Genomic DNA, 22,964 nt, shown 5'->3' on the forward strand with positions numbered 1-22,964 from the left:
ACCAACTCGACGTGATCGCTGCAACCTGCGGCACGATGACTCAACTGAAAATTCCGTGCGCCGGAAAATCCGGCCCTCCGGAAAGAGCGCCTGCAATGTACAGGACAATCGCGGCAGCCACGAGCCCGTCCACACGATCCATGACGCCGCCATGGCCGGGGATGATATGGCTCGAATCCTTCACACCATGGCGGCGCTTGACCCAGGATTCGAAGAGGTCGCCTGCCTGCGACACGATCGAAAGAACAAGCGCCAGCACCCCATAGGCGAGCGGGCTGCCGAAGCTGAGCCACGACATCAGAAACAGCCCGGCCAGCACGCCGCCGACCGCGCCGCCGACCGCGCCGCTCTGCGTCTTGCCGGGCGAAATCGCGGGCGCCAGCTTCGGCCCACCGAGCGCTCGCCCCACGAAATAGGCAAAAATATCGGTGGTCCACACCACCGCGAAAAGGAACAGGATCGCGGCGAGGCCGCGACCGTCATCGGCGCGCAGAAATGCAAGTGCGGTTCCCGAGAGCCCCGCATAGGCCAGTCCGGCAGTCGCCCACCGATCTACCCCCGAATAGAGCGCGTGAACAAATGTCACCGCTACTCCGAGCAGAAGCAGGAGCAGCACGAGCAGCGCCTGCATTCCGAGCAAAAGGGCAAGCATGGCGAGCGCGAACGGAACGGCAGCGACGATCTGATTCAAGGCATTGGACGGGCTGCGCGCCATGCGGCACCATTCCATGAAGATCGCGACCGCAATGACGACGCTGAGAAGCCTGAAAGGCCCGCCGCCACGCCAGGTCAACAGCAGCACCAGCACCGCCAGCACGACAGCGGAAATGACCCTGAGCTGGAGATTGCTCATGGGGCGGCGTGGTTCACTGGTCGCGCTCACGACGCGAGACCTCCGGCCTTGCGACCACCGAAACGGCGGTCCCGTTCGCTGAAAGTCCTGATCGCCTCCTCAAAATGCTGCGCACCGAAATCCGGCCAGTAGCAAGGCATGAACACCAGTTCGGAATATGCGCTTTGCCACAAGAGGAAGTTGGACAACCGCATTTCGCCACTGGTGCGGATAATCAGGTCGGGATCGGGCATGCCCGATGTGTCCAGTTCCGCGGCAAAGCGCTCCGCCGTGATGGCCGACGGCTCGATCTCGCCGCCGCGAGCTGCATCCGCGAGCTTGCGGGCCGCGCGCACAATCTCGTCACGGCCGCCATAGTTGAATGCAATGTTGAGGTTGAGCCGGTCATTGCCTGCCGTCAGCACCTCGGCCTCGCGCAGCAGCGCCAATATGTCCTGCTCCAAACCTTCGCGCGCACCGATGATGCGTACACGCACGCCCGCCTTGTGAAGTTCGGCGAGATCGCGGCGAATGAACAGCTTGAGCAATCCCATCAGGTCGCTCACCTCCGACTGGGGGCGCGACCAGTTCTCCGATGAAAACGCATAGAGGGTCAGCCATTCCACGCCGAGATCCGGGGCCGCGCGCACAGTGGCGCGCAAGGCTTCGACACCGGCGCGATGCCCGGCGGCGCGAGGCAGCCCGCGCGCTTTCGCCCAGCGGCCGTTGCCGTCCATGATGATCGCGACGTGAGCGGGCGTCCCCATATTCCGCCTTCCTCCGCATTTCGAAGCGGAAGCCTGACCCTATACCTGCATAATCTCGGCTTCCTTGGTGGCAAGCAAGCTGTCGATCATATTGATTGTATCATCGGTGAGTTTCTGAACCTTTTCAGATTCGCGGCGATGATCGTCCTCGCTGATATCACCGTCCTTTTCGGCTTTCTTGAGATGATCCATCCCGTCACGACGCACGTGACGCGCGGCCACCTTGGCATTTTCGGCGTAACCATGCGCGATCTTCACCAGTTCCTTGCGGCGCTGCTCATTCAACTCGGGCAAGGGAATGCGCAGATTGTTTCCATCGACGATCGGGTTGAAGCCGAGATTTGCCTCGCGGATGGCCCGGTCGACCGCGCCGACCATAGATTTGTCCCAGACATTGACCGCCAGCATGCGCGCCTCGGGCACCGAAACCGTAGCAACCTGGTTGATAGGCATGGTCGAGCCGTAGGCGGGAACCTGGATCGCATCCAGCAGATTGCTCGACGCACGTCCGGTGCGCAGCGAAGCAAGATCGTGCTTGAACGCATTGATCGCGCCATCCATGCGGCGCTGTAGGTCGTTGAAATTGCCAGTCATTGTTTTCTCCCTGCCTGTGCGTTGCCCCGAAAGGGCCTATTCGTCGGAAACGACCGTGCAGCGCCCGCCACCGCGCAGGATTTCCCCCAGACCACCCTGCTCATGAATAGAATACACGATTATCGGAATGTGATTTTCACGCGCAAGCGCAATCGCCGCCGTGTCCATGATCGCAAGCCCGCGCTCGATCACCTGTTTGTGCGTGATATGCTCGAAGCGTGTCGCGGACGGCTCCTTTTTCGGATCGGCTGAATAGACGCCATCGACCTGCGTTCCCTTGAACAGCGCATCGGCTCCGATTTCGGCAGCGCGGAGCGCCGCTGCCGAATCGGTGGTGAAGAACGGATTGCCCGTGCCGCCCGCGAAGATCACCACCTTGCCGGCGTTCATATAGGCGGTCGCCTGCCTTTGCGAGAAGCTTTCGCAGAGTTCGGGCATGGCGATTGCCGAAAGAACGACCGCATCGACGCCGATCTTCACCAGCGAGGTGCGGAGCGCCAGCGAATTGATGACAGTCGCCAGCATGCCCATATGGTCGCCGGTCACGCGGTCGCCGCCCTTGGATGCAACGGCGACGCCCCGGAAAATATTGCCGCCGCCGATGACGACGCCCACTTCGACGCCCATGCGGCGGGCCGCCGCAATATCGGAAGCGATGCGATCCACGACGGAGACGTCGATACCGAAATGCTGTTCGCCCATCAGCGCTTCGCCGGAGGCTTTGAGTAGAATGCGCCGGTATCTGGGCTTTTCCGCCATTTCTATCCTCGATTGATGATCGCTCGTCCGGCTCAGCCGGGACCGCAAGCCGGATACACGACGGGCGCCGCGATGTCACGCGGCGCCCGTCTCAAAAGCAGAAGAAATGCCGGTTGCTTTACTTCTTGACCGCTGCTGCGACCTCGGCGGCGAAATCGCTCTCTTCCTTTTCGATCCCCTCACCCAGCGCGAAGCGGACGAAGCCGGTGATCTTCGCCGGGGCGCCGATTTCCTTCTCGGCGGCCTTGAGTGCGGCCTCGACGGTCAGGTCGGGATTCATGACGAAGGACTGCTTGAGCAGCACGACCTCCTCATAGAACTTGCGCAGACGGCCTTCGACCATCTTTTCGATGATGTTTTCCGGTTTGCCGGACGCGCGCGCCTGCTCTGAGAAGATAGCCTTCTCGCGCTCGATGGCGGCGGGGTCCAGCGCATCGACGTCGAGCGACAGCGGGTTGGTGGCGGCGACATGCATCGCGACCTGGCGACCGAAAGCCTTCGCCGCAGCCGCATCGCCCGTCGTCTCGACAGCGACCAGCACGCCAATCTTGCCAAGATTGTCGGTGACGGCGTTGTGCACATAGGTCGCGACATCGCCATGCTCGACGCCAAGGCGCGCGGCACGGCGGAAATGCATGTTTTCGCCGATGGTGCCGACGGCATCTTTGATGGTCTCGGTCACGGACTTGTCGGAATGCGGATAATTCGCCGCCGCCGTTTTCGCCGTGTCGCCGCCATGCGCCAGCGCGACCTTTGCCACGCTGCGGACGAGGTCCTGGAACGCGTCGTTGCGCGCGACGAAATCCGTCTCGGAATTCACTTCCACGACCACTGCCTCGCGCAGGCCGGAATCGATGCCGATCAGGCCCTCGGCAGCGGTGCGCCCGGCCTTCTTGTCGGCCTTGGCGATGCCCTTCTTGCGAAGCCAATCCACTGCCGCGTCGATGTCGCCATTGGTTTCGGCAAGCGCCGCCTTGCAATCCATCATGCCCGCGCCGGTCAACTCGCGCAGTTCCTTAACCTGTGCAGCAGAAATGCTCATCTTTGCCTCTTCGTGTCTTGAATGCGCGAGCGCACCACCGGAAACCGATGATGCGCCGCACGTAACGCCGTCAGGCGTCAAATTGATGAAAGCCGAGGGCGAATGAACCCACCCCCGCAGACGCGGCGGCTTACGCCTCCGGCTTGTTGTCCTCGGCGGGCGCTTCTTCAAGCGCGGGCTCCACAGGAGCCTCGGCCGAAGCGCCGACATCGATGCCGAGGCCGCCCTGCTGACGTGCGATGCCGTCAACCGCGGCCTTCGCGATGAGGTCGCAATAAAGCTGGATCGCGCGGGCCGCGTCGTCATTGCCCGGGATCGGGAAATCGATCTGGTCCGGATCGCAATTGCTGTCGATGACCGCCACGACCGGAATGCCGAGACGCTTGGCTTCCTGGATGGCGATCGCTTCCTTATTGGTGTCGATCACGAACATCAGGTCGGGCGTGGAGCCCATTTCCTTGATGCCGCCCAGCGCCTTGTTCAGCTTCTCGCGCTCGCGATCGAGATTCAGGCGCTCCTTCTTGGTGAAGCCCGAAGCGTCGCCGCCCGCGATGATTTCGTCCAGCTTGCGCAGGCGCTGGATCGAATTGGAGATCGTTTTCCAGTTGGTCAGCATGCCGCCCAGCCAACGCGCGTTGACATAGTACTGCGCGCTGCGCTGCGCCGCGTCGGCAACGATGTCCGAAGCCTGGCGCTTGGTGCCGACGAAGAGCACGCGGCCACCGCGCGCCACGACGTCCGAAACCTGCTTCAACGCGTTGTGAAGCAGCGGAACCGTCTGCGACAGGTCGATGATGTGGATGTTGTTGCGGGCGCCGTAGATGTAGGGCGCCATCTTCGGGTTCCAGCGATGCGTCTGGTGGCCGAAGTGAACGCCAGCTTCCAGAAGCTGGCGCATGGAGAAATCTGGCAGAGCCATGCGTTGTTTTCCTTTCCGGTTGGCCTCCACGGACATCTGACGGTTTTGGTTCAGCCTGCGATTCCGCAGGTGAAGCCTTGCCGCCACCGGAGGTTTCCGCCGGATTTCTCCCGGTCGGACACCCAAAGCCCGTGTGTGGAATGGCGCGGCATATAGAGGCATCGCGCCGGAAATGCAAGCGCGCCTATTTCGCGGCGCAGGAACCGGACTGCGGCAACAGCGCCAGATCGACCAGTTTTCCCTTCATGGAAAAGTCGCCATAGTCCATGACGAGGTCGCGCGTCATGCCGTTCGGGTGAAGCTTGAAGGAGATGCGATACTCCGGCAGTTCCTCGCCGCCCTGCCCTTCGAGGTTGAAATAGGCGATGTCGACCGGCCAGAATTTCTCCTTGGACAGAAGCGCGGAATCCGCCTTCACCTCGGGGTCGCCGACATCGGGAGCGGCTTCCCTGCCAACCACCACGGTCGTGGTCATCACCTTGTCGCCGTCATCCGATCCGTCGAAAAGGTTCGTCTCAAAGAAGGTTTCGCCCTTGGCAGCCTTGTCCAGAAGCTCCAGCAGGTGCTGGGTGGGAAACTGGGTGGCCATCAGCTCCAGCGATTCCTTCTCCGGCTTGTCGATCTCGACATGCAGCCCGGTGGAGTCCTTGGTAGCGGTGCCGCGCAATTCCTTGTCGAGGCTGCGATCCACATAGGATTTGGTGACAAAACTGAACGTCTTGCCTTCCGCGTCCTCGAATGTCGTCGTCTGCTGGTCGGTCATGCGGCTGACCTCGCGCGTGTCGATGCGCGTCACGAAGCGGAAGTTGACCGTATAGCCTTCGCAAGGCGAACCGTTGAACTCATAGACCATGCGGCCCGTCAGCCCGGTGATGCCGGACCTTTCGGTTGCTTTGTCGAGCGCGAGGTCATAGACGGCGCGGTGGGGCGCGAGTTGAGGCGCAGCGGCGACCGGCGCGACGGAAGCGGCAAGAAGCAGGCAGGCAAACGCTTGGCGCATGATTTCTCCGGCAAGAGACCCGCAATCGTCGCGAGTCTGTGAATGTTCACGCATAGCGTAAAAAAAGTCGTGGCGTAAGCGAGGCAAAAAGAGCAGTTTCCGCTCCGACCGCACAGAATGACAACCGGACAGGAGCAGCATGACCGACAAAACCGAAAAGCGCCTTGCCGAGCTTGGCGTCACGCTTCCGGCAGCCGCCGCGCCGGCGGCAAATTATGTGCCCTTCATGCAGTCAGGCAATCTCCTGCTGACCGCCGGGCAGCTTCCGCTGAAGGACGGCAAGCTTGCTGTGAGCGGCCTGCTCGGGCGTGATGTCGATGTCGCGGCGGGCAAAGAAGCCGCCAAATATTGCGCGGTCAACATTCTGGCGCAGGTCAAGTCGGCCCTCGGCAGCCTCGAACGCATCGGCAAGCTGGTAAAGATCACCGTGTTCGTCGCTTCCGATCCGGGCTTCACCGAACAGCATCTCGTCGCCAATGGCGCGTCGGATTTCCTGGCCGATGTGCTGGGCGAAAAGGGCAAGCACGCCCGCTCCGCGGTCGGCGTGGCCTCGCTGCCCCTCAACGCATCCGTTGAAATCGAAGCCATCGTCGAAATCGCATAGGCCGACATGTCCATGACCGATCTTGCCTGGCTGACCGAGCGCCCCATTGCGCATCGCGGGCTGCACGACCTGAACCACGCGGCCTGGGAAAACACGCTGACCGCATTCAAGCGGGCGCGGAAGAAGGGCTTTGCGATCGAATGCGACGTGCATCTGACCTCGGACAAAGAGGTGGTGGTTTTCCACGACAACACGCTTGGACGGCTGACCGGCACGGACGGCTTCATCTGGCAGCGCAGCGCCGCAGAACTCGCGGCCTTGCGGATCGGCGGCACCAGGGACCATCCACCCCGGCTGTCGGAGGTCCTCGATGCGGTCGACGGCAAGGTTCCGCTCATCATCGAGTTGAAGGGCATCCCCGGCTACGACGACGGTCTCGTGGAAGCGGTCGGTCGCCTTCTGGCAAGCTATCAGGGCAAGGTCGCCATCATGTCCTTCGATCACTGGCTGGTCAGGCAGTTTTCGAAACTGCCCGAGATCCCGGCGGGACTGACCGCGCTCGGCACCGACAACAAGGATTTCGAGGCGCATTTCTCGATGCTCGGCCACGGCATCGACTTCGTGTCCTATTGCCTGGCGCATCTGCCGAACCCGTTCGTCAGCTATATTCAGTCGCGGCTCGACATGCCGCTGGTCACCTGGACGGTTCGCGACGAGGCAGCGCTGCGCCTCAGCCAGCAGCATCGCGGGCAGATCACCTTCGAAGGGTTCGATCCCGACATTGCGGCGGCCTGACACCTTGTCAGCGCCGCATCCGGGTGCCACCTATTAACGCATGGACGACGCGGCTCCCGGCAAGCAAGACGACGTGAACCACACGGTTCGGGTCGCCGCAAGCATCGGCGCCTTTACGCGGGAGGAGTGGGAACGCCTCGAAGCTACCTCGCGCGATGATTCGGCAAACGCTTATAATCCCTTCATTTCATATGATTTTCTGACCGCGTTGGAAGAGTCCGGCTGCGCGGTGTCAAAGACAGGATGGCAAGGCTGCCATTTGAGGCTCGAAGCGGCTGACGGTTCGTTACAGGGCGCGGTCGTCGCTTATGCCAAGTCGCACAGCCAGGGCGAATATGTGTTCGATCACGGTTGGGCCGATGCGCTGGAGCGGGCGGGCGGCAGCTACTATCCGAAGCTCCAAGCCTCCGTTCCGTTCACGCCCGCTACCGGGCCAAGGCTGCTCGCGCGGCGCGACGCCGACAGGCCCGCCATCAAGCGCATGCTTGCCGCCGCGCTCAGAAACGCAACCGGCCAGTTCGGCGTCTCCTCCGCGCATGTCACCTTTGCGCAGGATGCGGATATGGACGCACTCGTCCAGACCGGATTTCTGGAGCGCATCGATCACCAGTTCCATTTTTTCAATCGCGGCTACGACAGCTATGACGACTTTCTGTCGGACCTCGCTTCGCGCAAGCGCAAGGCGCTGAAAAAGGAAAGGCGGGAGGCGCTGTCAGCCGGAATCACCATCGAATGGCTGACCGGCAAGGACATCACCGAAGAAGCATGGGACAGCTTCTTCCGGTTTTACATGGATACTGGCGGGCGAAAATGGGGCCGCCCCTATCTGAACAGGCGCTTCTTCGCGCTGATCGGCGAAAGAATGCCGGAGGATGTGCTTCTCGTGATGGCGCGGCGCGGCGGTCGATACATCGCAGGCGCGATCAATTTCATCGGATCGGACCGCCTGTTTGGCCGCAATTGGGGCTGCATCGAGGATCACCCCTTCCTGCATTTCGAGGTCTGCTACCATCAGGCCATCGACTTTGCGATCGCGCGCAAGCTCGATGTCGTGGAAGCGGGCGCTCAAGGCGAGCACAAGCTTTCACGCGGCTACCTGCCCGTGGCGACACGCTCCGCCCACTATATCGAGCATCCGGGCCTGCGCCGCGCCATTGCCGACTATCTGGCGCGCGAACGGCGCGACGCCGAGGCCTCCTCCTCCTATTACAGCGAGCACAGCCCGTTCAGGCAGGAAACGCCGTAGTCAATGCGCGACGGATTTCGAGAACAGGTTGATGATCGCGACGCCCGCGATGATGAGCGCAATCCCGATCAAGGCCGGCATGTCGAGCGCCTGCCGGAACACCACCCAGCCTATCGTGGCGATGCACACGATGCCCGCGCCCGACCAGACAGCATAGACCACTCCCATGGGCAGAGTTCTCAGCGTCAGCGAAAGGAAATAGAAGGCGAAACCGTATGTCACCAGCGTAAGAATCGACGGCCAAAGGCGGGTGAAGCCCTGTGTCTCCTTGAGCGCCGAGGTGCCGATCACCTCAAGACCAATGGCAACGATGAGCCACATATAGGTCGGGTTCATGTTATTTTCGCTTTCAGGACGGTTGACGCGGGCGCTTCGGCAGCAAATGAGTGGTGTCGGGAAATTGCATGCCGAGGTTGAGATGACTGCGAAAGAATATGATTCCGGCAATGTTTTCGCCAAGATTCTGCGGGGCGAGATGCCAGCGCACAAGATTTACGAAGACGAAGAGACATTTGCGTTCATGGATATCATGCCGCGCGGTCCCGGTCATTGCCTCGTGATTCCGAAGCGCCCTGCCCGCAACATTCTCGACATCGAGCCTGACAGCCTGGCCGCCGTCGCGAAAAGCGCGCAAAAGCTCGCCCGGGCCAGCATGAAGGCGTTCGACGCCGACGGCGTCACCGTCCAGCAGTTCAACGAGAGCGCTGGCGGGCAGATCGTATTCCACCTCCACTTCCACGTCATCCCCCGCTTCGAGGGCGTGGCGCTCAAGCCGCCCGGCGGACCGATGGAGGATCACGCCGTGCTTGCGGCTAACGCCGAAAAACTCCGGGCCGCGCTCGGCTGACAGGGCCGGTCACGGCAACAGCATTCCGGCGATGAGGACCGCCTCCGCAACGGCGATGCCCACGACGATGCTGCGCCGGATCAGCAGATATGCGGCAAATCCCGCTAGCATGGCCCCGACGCGCAGGACAACCGACGTGTTCGCCAGTTCTCCGCTCGGAAAAACGACCAGATTGCCAATGACTGCCGCAACGAGCGCAGTTGCGACGCAGCGTACAAAAACGATGCTGTCGGAATTCTCGGCAACCCGCCCGCCGAAATACACGCCCAGAAAGCGCCACGTGTCGGTGGCGAGCCATCCCCCAACGAGGATGAAAAGATACTGCCACCACCAATGATCTATTGAATGAAAGGTCATGCGGCGCGTTTCCCGACCCTTGCCTTGTGCCAGGCAAATGCGAGCGTTCCACCGATCAAGCCCGCGATCAGCAGGTCAAAGCCCGGAAAGGCGATATGCGCGAGCGGCCCGATGACCATGCCGAGGATCATTGCGACATAAGTCGCCTTTTCGCGCGCCGACCCCCACAAGGAAGTGAGGAAATAGATCGGGGTGAGCAGCAGCAGCGCCGCCATGACAATGGGCGGCAAGGCGCCGGCCAGAACATAGACGACACCGACCAGCACCATGTTGGCGATGACCAGTGTGCTGCCCAGACCGGCATAGTAGCTGGTGCGCATTTCCCGCGGCACGTTGCGCAACTGCTCCATCGCCAGCACCCATGACGTCACCGCCACGAAATGGGAAAGCAGATAGAGCACCCAGCGCGGTGTGCGCTCGCTGCGCATTTCCGGCACCAGCGCCACAACCATCGGCATTAGCCGGATCGAAGACAACGCGACCGCGAACGCAGCCGCCGGAAGCGATGCGCCGGACAGGATCGCTCCTATCAGCACGACCTTGGCGGGCAGCGCCCACACCACACCGACCATGAACACGCTTTGCATCAGCGTCAGCCCGGCGGCTTTGGCCAAACCCGCAAAACCAACAAAGGCGCTGGAGAGTATCAAGCCTGGAATCGAGAACGCCGCCCGTGCTCCCCGCGAATACCAATGGGGGCGGCTGTGTTCCGATTCATGCTGGAGCGGCAAGGTCATTTTGGGCCGCATACCATGCTGCCAAGCATGAGTCAGTATGGTTGTGCCCATGCCCTCGCAATAGGATCAAATTCCTTGCGGGCGGTCATATGTTCCCGTATTGTTCCTTTTCAGATTTGAGGCCGGTCCTCAAACGAACATCCCGAAATCAGGAGCAAGAATTGCGATGCACGCGATACGCACCCACAGTTCCGTTGCGCACATCGGCATGTCTTCGGAACTGCCTGCGGTGAAGCGCAGGTTGACCACCGTACTTTGCGCGGATGCATGCGGCTATGCAGGTCAGATGCAGGTCGACGAAACCGGCACGCTGGAACGGCTGCGCCGCTACAGGTCGATCATGGGCGAATGCTTCTCACACCATGAGGGGCGCATGGTGAATACCTGGGGCGATGCGATCATCGCAGAGTTCGCATCGGTGGTAGAGGCTGTGCGTTGCGCCGTCGAGATTCAGACTGCCATCGGCGCGGAGAACGCCGACCTCTCGCCTCAGCGGCGGATGCATTTTCGCATCGGCATCAATCTCGGCGACGTGATCGAGGACGGCAACGACATCTACGGCGAGGGAGTGAACGCAGCGGCCCGCCTCGAATCGCTTGCTCAACCCGGCGGCATCATGGTTTCGGACACGGTCTACGCACTGACGCACAAGCAACTGCCCCTCGCGTTCGATTTTGCCGGATCGCGTCAGGTCAAAGGACGGGAAGCGCCGGTAGCGGGGTATCGAGTGCGATTGACGGATGCCCGCGTCGCTTCACACACCGTCAATGCGTCTGCCCACAGCGGGCGTGCCGGGTTGATCCGGTGCCGGTCGAGCCTGCTTCTGCCTGCGGCAGCGGTCGGGCTTTTGCTCTGCATCAATCTGTTTGCCGGGATTAGGGAGCTCTGGGTCATTTACCCGGCGGTACCCATATTGGCGCTAGCAGTGGTTCGATTTCTGCGTTGCCGAAAATAAAAAAGCCGCCGGCTTTGACCGGCGGCTTTCGCATGAGTTGAACGATACTTCAGGATTTGCGCGGAAGCTGCGGAACGAGGCTGCGCTTCTTGCCGCCGCTGTCCTTGGCCTTTGGCGAAGCTGCCTTCTTTGCGGCAGGCTTGCGAACGGCCTTCTTTCGTGGCGCCTGCTCCACCTCTTCCTTCTTCGGCTTGACCGGAATCTCGTCCGCGATGCTTTCGAGCTTGAGGCCCGTCTCGCCGGTTTCCTTCTTCTCGACCGTGACGCGAACAGTGCCGCCCTTCTTGAGCTTTCCGAAGAGCACCTCTTCCGCAAGCGGCTTCTTGATGTGCTCCTGAATGACCCGGGCCAGAGGCCGCGCGCCCATGCGCTCGTCATAGCCCTTGTCGGCCAGCCATTCGATTGCCTCCTGAGACAGATCGAAAGTGACGCCGCGCTCCGAAAGCTGGGCTTCGAGTTGCATGACGAACTTCTGCACAACCTGATGCACGACAGGAACGGGCAAGGACCCGAACGGGATGATCGCATCCAGACGGTTGCGGAACTCCGGCGAGAACAGGCGGTTGATCGCGTCCATGTCGTCGCCTTCACGCTTCGACGACCCGAAGCCGATGGCCGCCTTCGCAAGATCCGACGCGCCCGCATTGGTCGTCATGATGAGAATCACATTGCGGAAGTCGATCGACTTGCCGTTGTGATCGGTCAGCTTGCCGTGATCCATGACCTGCAACAGAATGTTGAACAGGTCCGGATGTGCTTTCTCCACCTCGTCAAGCAACAGCACGCAGTGCGGATGCTGATCGACGCCGTCGGTCAACAGGCCGCCCTGGTCGAACCCGACATAGCCGGGAGGCGCACCGATGAGCCGCGAGACCGTGTGCCGCTCCATGTACTCGGACATGTCGAAGCGCAGTAGCTCGACACCCAGCGAGGCAGCCAACTGCTTGGCAACCTCCGTCTTGCCGACGCCCGTCGGACCGGAGAAAAGATAGCAGCCGATCGGCTTTTCCGGCTCGCGCAATCCGGCGCGGGCGAGCTTGATGGACGAGGCCAGCGCGGTGATCGCGGTATCCTGACCATAGACCACGCGGCGCAGCTCCGTTTCCAGACCAGCTAGCACCTGCTCGTCGTCCGCGGAAACCGTCTTCGGCGGAATGCGGGCCATCGTAGCGATGGTCGCCTCGATCTCCTTGATGCCGATGGTCTTCTTGCGCTTGCCTTCGGGCAGCAGCATCTGGGACGCGCCGGTCTCGTCGATCACGTCGATGGCCTTGTCGGGCAGCTTGCGGTCGCTGATATAGCGGGCCGACAATTCGACCGATCCCTTGATCGCCTCGCTCGTGTACTTGACCTTGTGGAACTCCTCGAAATAGGGCTTCAGCCCCTTCATGATCTCGATTGCGTCCTCGATTGACGGCTCGTTGACATCGATCTTCTGGAACCGGCGCACAAGCGCGCGATCCTTCTCGAAGAACTGGCGGAACTCCTTGTAGGTGGTCGAGCCGATGCAGCGGATCGCGCCGGACGAAAGCGCCGGCTTGAGCAGGTTCGACGCATCCATCGCACCGCCCGATGTGGCGCCCGCGCCGATCACCGTGTGGATTTCATCGATGAAGAGCACCGCGCCCGGATATTCCTCAAGCTCCTTGACGACCTGCTTGAGCCTTTCCTCGAAATCGCCGCGATAGCGTGTCCCGGCAAGCAGCGTTCCCATGTCGAGCGCGAAGATCGTGGCGTTCCTCAGAACTTCCGGGACATCGCCCTCGACGATGCGCTTGGCCAGACCTTCGGCAATCGCGGTCTTGCCCACGCCGGGATCGCCGACATAAAGCGGATTGTTCTTCGAGCGCCGGCACAGAACCTGAATCGTCCGGTTGATTTCCGACGCCCGTCCGATCAGCGGATCGATCTTCCCGGAACGGGCCTTCTGGTTGAGGTTGACGCAATAGGCCGTCAGCGCGTCCTGCTGCTTCTTGCCCTTGCTGGTCTCTTCCTCATTGCTCTGTTCCGGCTGCTCCTCCTCCGCACCGCGCGGGGTGCGGCGCTCGGACGAGCCGGGGCGCTTGGCGATGCCGTGCGAGATGTAGTTCACCGCGTCGTAGCGGGTCATCTGCTGTTCCTGGAGGAAATAGGCGGCATGGCTCTCGCGCTCGGCGAAGATGGCAACGAGCACGTTGGCGCCCGACACTTCTTCCCGACCCGAGGACTGCACATGAATGACCGCGCGCTGGATCACGCGCTGGAAACCGGCGGTCGGCTTGGAGTCCTCGTCATATCCGGTGACGAGATTGTCCAGCTCGGTTTCGATGTAGTTCAGGACCGTCTGGCGCAGTTCTTCGAGATCGACATTGCAGGCACGCATGACGGCGGCCGCGTCCGGATCGTCGATGAGCGCAAGCAACAGATGCTCCAGCGTCGCGTATTCGTGATGGCGTTCATTGGCGATCGTCAGCGCCTGATGAAGCGCCTTTTCAAGCCCCTGGGAGAATGCGGGCATTAGAACCTCACTTCTTTTCCATCACGCATTGAAGCGGATGCTGGTTCTGGCGGGCGAAATCCATGACTTGCGCCACTTTGGTTTCGGCCACCTCGAAAGTGTAGACGCCACACTCGCCCACACCATGATTGTGAACATGAAGCATAATGCGCGTGGCTGTCTCGCGGTCTTTCTGAAAGAACCGCTCGAGCACCACGATCACAAACTCCATGGGGGTATAGTCGTCGTTCAGGATCAGCACACGATACAGGCTGGGCTTGCGGGTGCGCGTCTTGGTTCGGGTGATCACCGCGGTGCCGCGCCCGGAACCGCCGCTGCGCCGCTCATCATCCTGCATACGAATCGTATAGCTGCTTTTTATGCCAGTCTCGCCGGTTTTCACCCCGACATTCCCTTTCGCCGAATCCTCGCCCGAACCGTCATGTAGGTCACCATAGACCGATTGTAAGGGCTTCGCCATTACACTCAATATGCAACAAGCCTATTCCGATTGAATTATTAGCAATGTGAAAATGCGAAAGACCCGACCGTCGGTGAACGGTCGGGTCTTTCACGCGATGCCCTGCCCGGGATCTTTATTTTACCTTGGCGAGCGCGCCCTCGAACGGCTTGTAAGCGTCCTTGGCGAGATCGGCATAAAGGCCGCTGAGCTTGGTGGCCTCCGCGACGAGCGCCTCATAGGAAGTCTTCGCATAGGACGTCTGGATTTCGACGGCCTTTTCGAACGATTTCGCCGAAAGCATCCCCTGGAAAGCCGACGCACCATCTTCCAGAGTCTTTTTCGTGTACTCGCCCGTTTCGACGGCGATGGCCTGCGCGCCCTTGGAGAAAGCCGCAAACGCCTTCAAGCCGTTGTCCAGCGTGTCTTTGGCGAATGCATTGAGGTCCTCAAAATTCTTGCTCATAACGCAACCTTTCGCATTTCCATTGTGCAATGCGATAAATATTGTGCACTGCACAAAAAATGTCAAGGTCCGTGCCTCGCGAGAATTTGAACCGAATGCGCTTCAACTGCGGCCCAATTTATGAACGCGCCGCTTACCATAAACGGATTGGTAACGCCGACGCCCTAACCTGAACGCTCACTCGGTCACGGACCCTTTGCCGTATCGAGTTTTGCAATCGTAACAATCATAGGGTTGGTAGCGTGTATTCTGGTTTGAGTTGGCGGACGCCGGTCGCATTTGTGGTTTTCGCGGCGTTGGTCGCAACCTCGCTTCTGGCAACATCAGGGTCGGCCGCAGCCGCGTCTTCGAAATACGCAGCTATCGTCGTCGACGCGAGGTCCGGCAAGGTCCTCTACTCCGCGAACGCCGATTCACGTCGCTACCCTGCGTCGCTCACGAAGATGATGACGCTCTACCTCACCTTCGAAGCGCTGAATTCCGGAAAGATTCGCAAGAACAGCCCGGTGGCCTTTTCCGCCCAGGCGGCGGCGCAGCCTCCGACAAAACTCGGCGTGAAGGCCGGCAACTCGATCACGGTCGAGCAGGCAATCTATGCCCTGATTACCCGGTCCGCCAATGATGCGGCCATGGCGCTTGCCGAAACGCTCGGCGGCTCTCAGCAGCGCTTTGCGATCATGATGACCCAAAAGGCGCGTTCGCTTGGCATGCGCAGCACCGTTTTCCGCAATCCGAACGGCCTGCCCGACAGCGGCCAGTTCACCACGGCACGTGACATGGCCACGCTGGGCATCGCGCTGCGCGAACATTTTCCGCAGTATTATTCGTATTTCTCGGTGCGGTCCTTCACCTATGGACGCCAGCGCATAGCCAACCACAACAAGCTGCTCGGGCGCGTTCGCGGCGTGGACGGCATCAAGACCGGCTATACCCGCGCTTCCGGTTTCAATCTGGTCTCCTCGGTTACGGACGGCAATCGCCGCATCGTTGCGGTCGTCATGGGAGGCCAGTCGGGCCCGTCCCGCGACAAGCAGATGACACAACTGATCGCATCCTACATGCCGAAGGCAACCAATCGCGGCGGCGGTGCGCTTGTTGCCCGCAGCAATGACAAGCCTTCGCGCGCGCTGGCCGCCATGATGCTGCCCAAGACGGACATCCCGACCCCGAACGCCCGGCCCGACCTGTCAAACACGAACGGCGGCGACCAGCTTGCCGCGATGATCGAGGACTCCGAACCTGCTGCAAGCGAAATCAGCGCGCAGGCCTATGCCGAAGAGCCTGAGGCCGAAGGCGACACCGAGCCGGGCGCCGCTTCCGCAACCGAGGCAGGCCGGTGGGTCATTCAGGTCGCTTCGTCGCCAAGTGCGAAGGAAGCGCAATCCATCCTTTCCCGGACGCGCAGCGCCGCGACCGTCCTTGCGGATGCATCGTCCTACACGGTGCCCTTCGTGAAGGACGGCACGACCTATTATCGCGCGCGATTCGGCGGTTTTGAATCGCAGGTTGACGCTTCGAAAGCGTGTGGGGCGCTGAAGCGCAAGAAGATCCCCTGCTATGCCACGCAGCAGGATTGAGTAAGCGTACGAGTAAGGCGTTCGAGGAGACGGGGTATGAGTTCCGAGTTTGATATCCAGCGTGACACGGCCGCAATGTCGCTGTCGCGTTCAGACGATCCCGGCGTGCAGGCGCTCTACCATGCCGCCAGCCGCCTCGCAGACGCAAGGCGCGGCGCGCCCCGGTTCAAGACGCGAGATCTGGTGAGCCTGCTTCTCAGCCACGGCGCGCGTACATGGCGCAACAGCCAACCTCGCGCCTTCGTGCGGCTCAGGGTCCGCTCGCCGGAAGGGCGGCTTGCGGTCCGCATCAACTTCCACTGATTACAAAAGGCCGAGTTCGGCGAGTTCCTGCCGCAGCTTGGGCGGCATTTCCATGACCGCGCGCTCGCGCTTGCCGAGGTCGGCGGGAGCATCTTCCGGCTTGAGGTAACGCCATCCCTGGAAGGCGCGGCGCGGTTGCCAGACAGTCCTGTGCACCTTCGGCTCCAGCACCAGATGGCAGCGCGAAATGCCCTCGCCATCGACAAACGGGCGGATGTCGAGCAGTTGCTGCCTGCACTGGACATTGCCCTTGATGACCCAATAGAGCGAACCCTCGCCCACAAGTTCCTGAATCCGGCTCGGCACCATGCGCGTGGTGTGCCATTGCTCCGCAGGTTCACCGGCACGGCGGCGCTCATCGAGCCGGAACGCGATCCATTCCTCAAGGTCCTCGACGCTGTCGCAGCCGACGCAAAGCTTTATGAGATTGAGTGACATGGCCAGACCGTAGCCCGCGCGCCGCCGAGGTCAACAGAAAGCGCTGTTCTCCACAGGACGTTCAACATTCGACAACGTTGACCGCCAGTCCACCCTGACTTGTTTCCTTGTACTTTTCACTCATGTCGAGCCCCGTCTGGCGCATCGTCTCAATCGCCGCATCCAGTGGCACGAAATGCGTTCCGTCACCCTTGATGGCAAGCGAGGCGGCCGTCACCGCCTTGACCGCGCCCAGCGCATTGCGCTCGATGCACGGCACCTGCACCAGTCCGCCGACGGGATCGCAGGTCATGCCGAGATGGTGCTCCAGCGCGATCTCGGCAGCGTTTTCCACCTGCTCCGGCGTGCCACCCATCACCGCGCACAAGCCGGCGGCGGCCATTGCCGAAGCAGACCCCACCTCTCCCTGGCACCCGACCTCCGCGCCCGAAATCGAAGCATTGGTCTTGATGATCCCGCCGATTGCGGCCGAGGCAAGCAGGAAATCGCGAATGCTCGACTGGTCCGCCTCGGGGTGGAAATGCAGCCAGTAGCGCAGCACCGACGGAACGACACCCGCCGCGCCGTTCGTGGGCGCCGTGACGACGCGCCCACCCGCGGCGTTCTCCTCATTCACCGCCATCGCGTAGATCGAAAGCCAATCATTGGCGAGCAGCGGATTCGGCCTGTTGCGCTGCCAGTCGTCCTGGAGCTTGTCGTGGAGCTGGCGCGCACGGCGGCGAACCTTCAGCCCGCCCGGCATGATGCCATCCTTTGTCAGGCCGCGTTCGATGCACCCCTTCATCGCCAACCAGATGGCGTCGAGCCCCTCATCCAGTTCGTCACGCGTCACGAATACCTCCTCGTTGGCGCGTTTCATTTCGGCAATTGAAAGGCCGCTCTTCGCCGCCATGGAGAGCATCTCCTTCGCAGATGCAAAGGGATACGGCACCTTGCGGGATGGCTTTTCCGGCCCTCGTGCTTTCATGCGCTGCAATTCCTCGTCTGAAACGACGAACCCTCCGCCAATCGAGTAATAGACCCGCTTGAGCAACAGCCGCTCGTCGGCATCGTAGGCGTAGAACTGCATGCCGTTGGCATGGCCCGGCAGCGGCGTTTTCTTGTCCAGGACGAGGTCCTTGGCCGGATCGAATCGATAGGTCGGATGTCCCTGCGGCGTGACGCGCTTTTCGCGCGAGATGCGCTCGATGATCTCGTCCGCCGTGTCGGGGTCCACAGTCGTCGGCGTCAGTCCTGCCAATCCAAGCACCACGGCGCGGTCGGTTCCGTGCCCGATGCCTGTGAAGGCCAGCGAGCCGTGCAGGCTCGCGCCAAGCGAGGCGATCTCGACACCGCGCGGACGCGGCCATTCTCCGTTCAATATTTCATCGAGGAATCGCGCACCCGCAGTCATCGGTCCCATCGTGTGGGAACTCGATGGACCAATACCGATTTTATAAAGATCGAAAACCGAGAGAAACAAGTCGCATCCTCATGGCAATTGCCATGCTGATCTAGCGCGTCCTCACAGACAAATCCATTTCAACCGCCGACGAACGCTGGCGCGCCCGCGACGTGCGGGCCTGCCTCTCAGCCCGCAGTGGCCAGCACTGCGCCCGTGTGGGCGCCTCCGCCGACCAGCCATGTCAGCAGCAGCAAGGCGGCAATGACGACAAGGCACTTCGCGGTCAAACCCCAACAGGATTGGCTGTTTTCTTGATCCATTTTGCGGGCAGCGGTCACTTGGTTGACGGAGCGTTAACGGGGCAGATTTTGCACTGCACATAAAACGAAAAATGCGGCGTGACAAGCCCGAAATAAGGCATATTCGTGACGGGCATCTGAGGAAATTGCCTGCTACAACTTCGCAAATATCTTCCGAATCAACATGTTATGTCTATATATTGCAGTTTACGCTTCGTAAGCGCATTGGGCGAAAGTATGGCGGCGCACCCGTCTCCCGAGTGCAGCCGGATAAACAATTGAAGCTTTGTCGCGTGGCGCCTACCACCACTTTTGAGGCTGGAAGCGGCCGGCAGCCTGCTCCACCACATACGCGGCCTGGAACAGGGTTTCCTCGTCAAATGGCCGACCGATCAACTGGAGTCCCAGCGGCAGGCCGCGGCCATCGACACCGGCAGGCACGGCAATGCCCGGCAGGCCCGCCATGTTGACCGTCACCGTGAACACGTCGTTGAGATACATTTTGACGGGATCGCTGTTCATGTCCTGATCCGCAACGCCGAAGGCCGCCGACGGAGTGGCAGGCGTCAGAATCACGTCCACGCCATCAGCGAACACGGTCTCGAAATCGCGCTTGATGAGCGTCCGCACTTTCTGGGCCTGGAGATAGTAGGCGTCATAATAGCCCGCAGAGAGCACATAGGTGCCGATCATGATGCGGCGCTTGACCTCACGGCCAAAACCTGCGGCGCGCGTGTTCTCGTACATCTCAATGATGTCCCGGCCCGGAACGCGCAGGCCAAAGCGCACGCCGTCATAGCGCGCGAGGTTCGACGACGCCTCGGCAGGCGCGACGATATAATAGGCCGGCAGCGCATATTTCGTGTGAGGCAGGGAGATGTCGACGATCTCCGCGCCCGCTTCGCGCAGCCATGCGATGCCCTTTTGCCAAAGCGCCTCGATCTCCTGCGGCATGCCGTCCATCCGGTATTCCCTCGGAATGCCGACCTTCATGCCCTTCACAGACTTGCCGAGCGCGGCCTCGTAGTCCGGCACCGGACGGTCCACGGACGTGGTGTCCTTGTCATCGACCGACGCCATCGAGCGGAGCATGATCGCGGCATCGCGAACGTCGCGCGCAATCGGCCCCGCCTGGTCGAGCGAGGACGCGAAGGCGACGACCCCCCAGCGGGAAACGCGCCCATAGGTCGGCTTGATGCCGACCGTGCCGGTCAGCGCCGCGGGCTGGCGGATCGAGCCGCCCGTATCCGTCGCGGTCGCCGCCGCGCACAGGAAGGCAGACACCGCCGCCGCCGAGCCGCCCGACGAGCCGCCCGGAACGAGCTGCGCATTGCTGCCCGAAGCGCGCCACGGATTGACCACCGGGCCGTAATAGGAGGTTTCGTTGGACGAACCCATGGCGAACTCGTCCATGTTGAGCTTGCCGAGCATCACCGCGCCGTCAGCCCACAGATTCGCGGTGACGGTGGAATCATAGCGCGGTTTGAAGCCATCGAGCACATGGCTGCACGCCTGCGTGTGCACACCTTCCGTCGCGAACAGGTCCTTGATGCCGAGCGGAATGCCTTCCAGAGCCCCGCCCTCGCCCTTGGCAAGGCGCGCGTCCGACACCTTCGCCATGTCACGCGCCCTGTCATGCGTCACCGCGACATAGGCGTTGAGCGCGCCGTTGGCCGCGTCGATTGCGGCCAGATAGGCGTCGGTTAACTCAAGCGCGCTGAATTCGCGCGCCTTCAGCTTTTCGCGCGCCTCGGAAATCGTGAATCTCGTCAGGTCGGTCATGCAAGTATCTTTTCGTAAAATCGGGAAAAGCCGGAGTCCGGATAGTCGAGAACGGCGCCGCAAACCGAAAAGCCGCCGCGCTCATAGACGCGCCAGGCCGGCTCGAAGCCCGGCGCCTCGCCCGTTTCCAGCACCAGCCTGCCAATGGATTTGCCGCGCGCCGCCTCTTCGATGTGTTCGAGCAGCCGTGCGCCGATCCGCGCGCCGCGCACCTGTGGAAAGGTGTACATGCGCTTCACCTCGCCCAGACCATCACCGTGGTCCTTGAGCGAACCCATTCCGAGCGGCTGGCCTTCTTCGTCTCGCGCCACGAACACCGTGACGCCCGGCTCGGCCATCTGCTCGACCGTAAGCTGGAACTGGAACTCGCGCGGCGTGAGCGGAATCAGATAGTCGTTCAACTCCGCGACCATGCGGCGCACATCGTCCTGCAAAGGCGTTTCGGCGGCAATGGTGACGGTCATCGGCCCTACTCGACAACCTTCGGAACGAGGAAGAAATTCTCCTCGGTGGCAGGCGCATTCGCGACGATGTCGGCGGCCTTGTTGCCATCGGTCACCACATCCTGCCGCTTCTTCATGGCCATCGGCGTCACAGAAGTCATCGGCTCTACGCCGCTGACATCCACCTCGTTGAGCTGTTCCACAAATCCGAGGATCGTGTTCAGTTCGCCGGTCATGCGTTCGGCGTCCTCCTCGCTCACGGCGATGCGGGCAAGACGCGCGACGCGCTTTACGGTTGCGATATCCACTGACATGAAGAAACTCCAAATGCCGGCCAAGGGCCGTGCGGGCTATAGCGAGGCTGCCGCCGCAGCGCAATATTGCGCTGTCTAGAGAGAGAAAGCTTCTCCGATTTTCGGCACCAGAACCTTCGTGCCGGTCCCGTCCAGCCCCTCGACAAACTTGTCCGGTGTCTGGTCCAGCATCGGAAAGGTCAAATAGTGACAGGGTATGACCGTCTCGAAGTTGAAATAGCGTCGGCAGGCCAGTGCGGCCACCGCACCTCCCATGGTGAAGCGGTCGCCGATGGGAACGATGCCGATGGCGGGCTCGTGCAGTTCGTTGATGAGCGCCATGTCGCCGAAAATATCAGTATCGCCCATATGGTACAGCGTCTTGTCTTCGGGGAAATGGAGCACGAGGCCGAGAGGATTTCCCAGATAGGTGTTCGAGCCGTCGCCGGTGCTGAAGGATGACGAGTGCAGCGCCTGGACGAAGGTCGTCGTGAACCCGCCGCAATCCACCGTGCCGCCGGTGTTACCCGGATTGATCCGCGAAGAATCAGCGCCCTGCCCGACAAGGAACATGCAGATCTCGAAATTGGCGACCAGTTGGGCGCCGGTCTTCTTCAGAATATCGAGCGTATTGCCGACATGATCGTTGTGGCCATGGGTCAACAGCACATGGGTTATGCCTTCCGCCGGTTTCTCCCAGCCGCCCGACCAGAGCGGATTTTCAAGGAACGGATCGATCAATATCGCCTTTCCCGCAGCCTCGACGCGAAAGGCCGACTGCCCATACCAGGTGATCTTCATTTCATGCTCCTTGGTTCAAACGTGCCGGCAGGATAGAAGCGGGAACGTCGGAGTCAAAAGGAAAGCGCCATGGCCGTTGTCAACATCGACGATCTTCCGCCGCTCCTGCTTTCCGGCAAGGTGCTGGCCGGCCTCGACCTCGGCGAAAAGACCATCGGGCTGGCCATATCCGACCGCGGCCTCTCCTTCGCGCATCCAAGGCCGGTCATACTGCGGAAGAAATTCACGCGCGACGCCGATACGCTGATCGCAGCGCTGAAGGCGGAAAATGTCGCGGCGGCGGTGATTGGTCTGCCGCTCAACATGGACGGAACGGAAGGGCCGCGCGCGCAGGCGACCCGCGCATTCGTGCGCAATATGGACCGCCTGACCGAACTTCCTTTTGCCTATTGGGACGAGCGTCTGTCGACCGTCGCGGCCGAGCGAAGTCTGATCGAGATGGATGTTTCGCGCAGGAAACGGGACCAACGGATCGATTCCGCCGCCGCCGCCTTCATCCTCCAGGGTGTGCTGGATCGGCTGCGCTCTGCACAGCGATAGGCGCGTCAGCCAGCCGTTCTCTGCGCGCCCGCCACCATGCGCCGATTTCGCGGCGTCGGCGGAATGCCCAGATCGCGGCGATCAACAGCGTGTCAAGAATGCACGCCTTGCCCACCATCCACGGAATGACGGCGGGGTCCATGCCCAGGATCTGGCCGTAAATGTTGAACACCAGCTCGTTGCCGGAACGCGAAAGCATGAAGTAGTCGCCGAACAGGCTGTTGTACGAAACGAAGTACCAGCCCCAGAAGGCGCCCATGGGGATCGCCCAGGCAAAGAACACATATTTCATGCGGACCCGCCCCTGG

General features: G+C 61.4%; 28 protein-coding genes. 8 read left to right on the forward strand and 20 right to left on the reverse strand.

Annotated features, from left to right (window positions below; genetic code table 11):
- Window positions 1-40: 40 nt before the first annotated feature.
- The 7 genes from M9924_16660 to M9924_16690 form a co-directional block, all read right to left on the reverse strand.
- Window positions 41-853: a phosphatidate cytidylyltransferase gene (locus M9924_16660; GenBank protein ID MCO5066028.1), complete on the reverse strand. Its 813-nt coding sequence runs from the start codon at window positions 851-853 to the stop codon at window positions 41-43.
- A gap of 26 nt (window positions 854-879) precedes the next feature.
- The gene (locus tag M9924_16665; protein ID MCO5066029.1) at window positions 880-1,599 is read right to left on the reverse strand and encodes an isoprenyl transferase; all 720 of its coding nucleotides are present in this window, start codon (window positions 1,597-1,599) and stop codon (window positions 880-882) included.
- Window positions 1,600-1,638: 39 nt separating this feature from the next.
- Window positions 1,639-2,193: a ribosome recycling factor gene (frr, locus tag M9924_16670; protein ID MCO5066030.1), complete on the reverse strand. Its 555-nt coding sequence runs from the start codon at window positions 2,191-2,193 to the stop codon at window positions 1,639-1,641.
- 36 nt (window positions 2,194-2,229) lie between these two features.
- A complete protein-coding gene (pyrH, locus tag M9924_16675; protein ID MCO5066031.1) occupies window positions 2,230-2,952 on the reverse strand; it encodes a UMP kinase in 723 nt (240 codons plus the stop codon).
- Window positions 2,953-3,070: 118 nt separating this feature from the next.
- The gene (gene tsf, locus M9924_16680; GenBank protein MCO5066032.1) at window positions 3,071-3,994 is read right to left on the reverse strand and encodes a translation elongation factor Ts; all 924 of its coding nucleotides are present in this window, start codon (window positions 3,992-3,994) and stop codon (window positions 3,071-3,073) included.
- A 130-nt stretch (window positions 3,995-4,124) separates the two neighbouring features.
- Window positions 4,125-4,913: a 30S ribosomal protein S2 gene (rpsB, locus tag M9924_16685; GenBank protein MCO5066033.1), complete on the reverse strand. Its 789-nt coding sequence runs from the start codon at window positions 4,911-4,913 to the stop codon at window positions 4,125-4,127.
- Between the two features lie 184 nt (window positions 4,914-5,097).
- Window positions 5,098-5,913, reverse strand: coding sequence for a cell envelope integrity EipB family protein (locus tag M9924_16690; GenBank protein MCO5066034.1), 816 nt, complete (start codon window positions 5,911-5,913; stop codon window positions 5,098-5,100).
- A 139-nt stretch (window positions 5,914-6,052) separates the two neighbouring features.
- On the opposite strand from M9924_16690, the gene M9924_16695 reads away from it, so the two are divergent.
- Genes M9924_16695 through M9924_16705 form a run of 3 tightly spaced genes read left to right on the forward strand, consistent with a single transcriptional unit; the run spans window position 6,053 to window position 8,498 of the window.
- A complete protein-coding gene (locus tag M9924_16695; protein ID MCO5066035.1) occupies window positions 6,053-6,517 on the forward strand; it encodes a RidA family protein in 465 nt (154 codons plus the stop codon).
- 12 nt (window positions 6,518-6,529) lie between these two features.
- Window positions 6,530-7,252 (forward strand): glycerophosphodiester phosphodiesterase, encoded by a 723-nt coding sequence (locus tag M9924_16700; GenBank protein MCO5066036.1) that lies wholly within the window; start codon window positions 6,530-6,532, stop codon window positions 7,250-7,252.
- A gap of 40 nt (window positions 7,253-7,292) precedes the next feature.
- Complete coding sequence (locus M9924_16705) at window positions 7,293-8,498, forward strand: GNAT family N-acetyltransferase (GenBank protein ID MCO5066037.1); 1,206 nt, start codon at window positions 7,293-7,295, stop codon at window positions 8,496-8,498.
- On the opposite strand, the gene M9924_16710 is transcribed toward M9924_16705, so the two are convergent.
- Complete coding sequence (locus M9924_16710; GenBank protein MCO5066038.1) at window positions 8,499-8,834, reverse strand: multidrug efflux SMR transporter; 336 nt, start codon at window positions 8,832-8,834, stop codon at window positions 8,499-8,501.
- Between the two features lie 82 nt (window positions 8,835-8,916).
- On the opposite strand from M9924_16710, the gene M9924_16715 reads away from it, so the two are divergent.
- A complete protein-coding gene (locus M9924_16715; protein ID MCO5066039.1) occupies window positions 8,917-9,345 on the forward strand; it encodes an HIT family protein in 429 nt (142 codons plus the stop codon).
- Between the two features lie 9 nt (window positions 9,346-9,354).
- Here M9924_16715 and M9924_16720 read toward each other — a convergent pair whose 3' ends face one another.
- Both M9924_16720 and M9924_16725 read right to left on the reverse strand, forming a co-directional pair.
- Window positions 9,355-9,702, reverse strand: a complete 348-nt coding sequence (locus M9924_16720; GenBank protein ID MCO5066040.1) for an AzlD domain-containing protein — start codon at window positions 9,700-9,702, stop codon at window positions 9,355-9,357.
- Window positions 9,699-10,439: an AzlC family ABC transporter permease gene (locus tag M9924_16725; protein ID MCO5066041.1), complete on the reverse strand. Its 741-nt coding sequence runs from the start codon at window positions 10,437-10,439 to the stop codon at window positions 9,699-9,701. Before M9924_16725 ends, M9924_16720 begins: the two co-directional genes overlap by 4 nt.
- Before the next feature lie 166 nt (window positions 10,440-10,605).
- Here M9924_16725 and M9924_16730 point away from each other — a divergent pair, with 166 nt between their 5' ends.
- Window positions 10,606-11,394 (forward strand): adenylate/guanylate cyclase domain-containing protein, encoded by a 789-nt coding sequence (locus M9924_16730; protein MCO5066042.1) that lies wholly within the window; start codon window positions 10,606-10,608, stop codon window positions 11,392-11,394.
- Window positions 11,395-11,443: 49 nt separating this feature from the next.
- On the opposite strand, the gene clpA is transcribed toward M9924_16730, so the two are convergent.
- The 3 genes from clpA to M9924_16745 form a co-directional block, all read right to left on the reverse strand.
- Window positions 11,444-13,891: an ATP-dependent Clp protease ATP-binding subunit ClpA gene (clpA, locus tag M9924_16735; protein MCO5066043.1), complete on the reverse strand. Its 2,448-nt coding sequence runs from the start codon at window positions 13,889-13,891 to the stop codon at window positions 11,444-11,446.
- A 7-nt stretch (window positions 13,892-13,898) separates the two neighbouring features.
- A complete protein-coding gene (gene clpS / locus M9924_16740) occupies window positions 13,899-14,228 on the reverse strand; it encodes an ATP-dependent Clp protease adapter ClpS (protein ID MCO5066044.1) in 330 nt (109 codons plus the stop codon).
- Between the two features lie 238 nt (window positions 14,229-14,466).
- Window positions 14,467-14,796, reverse strand: a complete 330-nt coding sequence (locus tag M9924_16745; protein ID MCO5066045.1) for a phasin family protein — start codon at window positions 14,794-14,796, stop codon at window positions 14,467-14,469.
- 281 nt (window positions 14,797-15,077) lie between these two features.
- Between M9924_16745 and M9924_16750 the strand changes: the two genes are divergently transcribed.
- Window positions 15,078-16,373 (forward strand): D-alanyl-D-alanine carboxypeptidase, encoded by a 1,296-nt coding sequence (locus M9924_16750; GenBank protein MCO5066046.1) that lies wholly within the window; start codon window positions 15,078-15,080, stop codon window positions 16,371-16,373.
- A 36-nt stretch (window positions 16,374-16,409) separates the two neighbouring features.
- Window positions 16,410-16,676, forward strand: coding sequence for a hypothetical protein (locus M9924_16755; GenBank protein ID MCO5066047.1), 267 nt, complete (start codon window positions 16,410-16,412; stop codon window positions 16,674-16,676).
- Here the strand turns inward: M9924_16755 and M9924_16760 are convergent, their stop codons facing one another.
- The 6 genes from M9924_16760 to M9924_16785 all read right to left on the reverse strand — a co-directional run bounded on the left by M9924_16760 (window position 16,677) and on the right by M9924_16785 (window position 22,116).
- Window positions 16,677-17,114, reverse strand: coding sequence for a DUF1489 family protein (locus M9924_16760; GenBank protein ID MCO5066048.1), 438 nt, complete (start codon window positions 17,112-17,114; stop codon window positions 16,677-16,679). It abuts the gene before it with no gap.
- 61 nt (window positions 17,115-17,175) lie between these two features.
- A complete protein-coding gene (locus M9924_16765; protein ID MCO5066049.1) occupies window positions 17,176-18,576 on the reverse strand; it encodes an L-serine ammonia-lyase in 1,401 nt (466 codons plus the stop codon).
- Between the two features lie 521 nt (window positions 18,577-19,097).
- Entirely contained in the window at window positions 19,098-20,579 is a 1,482-nt protein-coding gene (gene gatA, locus M9924_16770) for an Asp-tRNA(Asn)/Glu-tRNA(Gln) amidotransferase subunit GatA (GenBank protein ID MCO5066050.1), read from the reverse strand.
- Complete coding sequence (locus M9924_16775) at window positions 20,576-21,043, reverse strand: GNAT family N-acetyltransferase (GenBank protein ID MCO5066051.1); 468 nt, start codon at window positions 21,041-21,043, stop codon at window positions 20,576-20,578. The genes gatA and M9924_16775 overlap by 4 nt, the downstream gene beginning before the upstream one ends.
- 5 nt (window positions 21,044-21,048) lie before the next feature.
- On the reverse strand, window positions 21,049-21,336 hold the full coding sequence (gene gatC / locus M9924_16780; protein ID MCO5066052.1) for an Asp-tRNA(Asn)/Glu-tRNA(Gln) amidotransferase subunit GatC: 288 nt from the start codon (window positions 21,334-21,336) through the stop codon (window positions 21,049-21,051).
- A 75-nt stretch (window positions 21,337-21,411) separates the two neighbouring features.
- Window positions 21,412-22,116 carry a metal-dependent hydrolase gene (locus tag M9924_16785; GenBank protein ID MCO5066053.1) on the reverse strand — a complete coding sequence of 235 codons (705 nt, stop codon included), beginning with the start codon at window positions 22,114-22,116 and terminating at the stop codon, window positions 21,412-21,414.
- A 69-nt stretch (window positions 22,117-22,185) separates the two neighbouring features.
- Here M9924_16785 and ruvX point away from each other — a divergent pair, with 69 nt between their 5' ends.
- Window positions 22,186-22,656, forward strand: a complete 471-nt coding sequence (ruvX, locus tag M9924_16790) for a Holliday junction resolvase RuvX (protein ID MCO5066054.1) — start codon at window positions 22,186-22,188, stop codon at window positions 22,654-22,656.
- Here ruvX and M9924_16795 read toward each other — a convergent pair.
- A complete protein-coding gene (locus M9924_16795; protein ID MCO5066055.1) occupies window positions 22,610-22,948 on the reverse strand; it encodes a DUF6105 family protein in 339 nt (112 codons plus the stop codon). The two genes, ruvX and M9924_16795, sit on opposite strands and share 47 nt — an antisense overlap.
- Between the last annotated feature and the right edge of the window lie 16 nt (window positions 22,949-22,964).

Source organism: Rhizobiaceae bacterium, assembly GCA_023953835.1.
Taxonomy (GTDB): Bacteria; Pseudomonadota; Alphaproteobacteria; order Rhizobiales; family Rhizobiaceae; genus Mesorhizobium_G.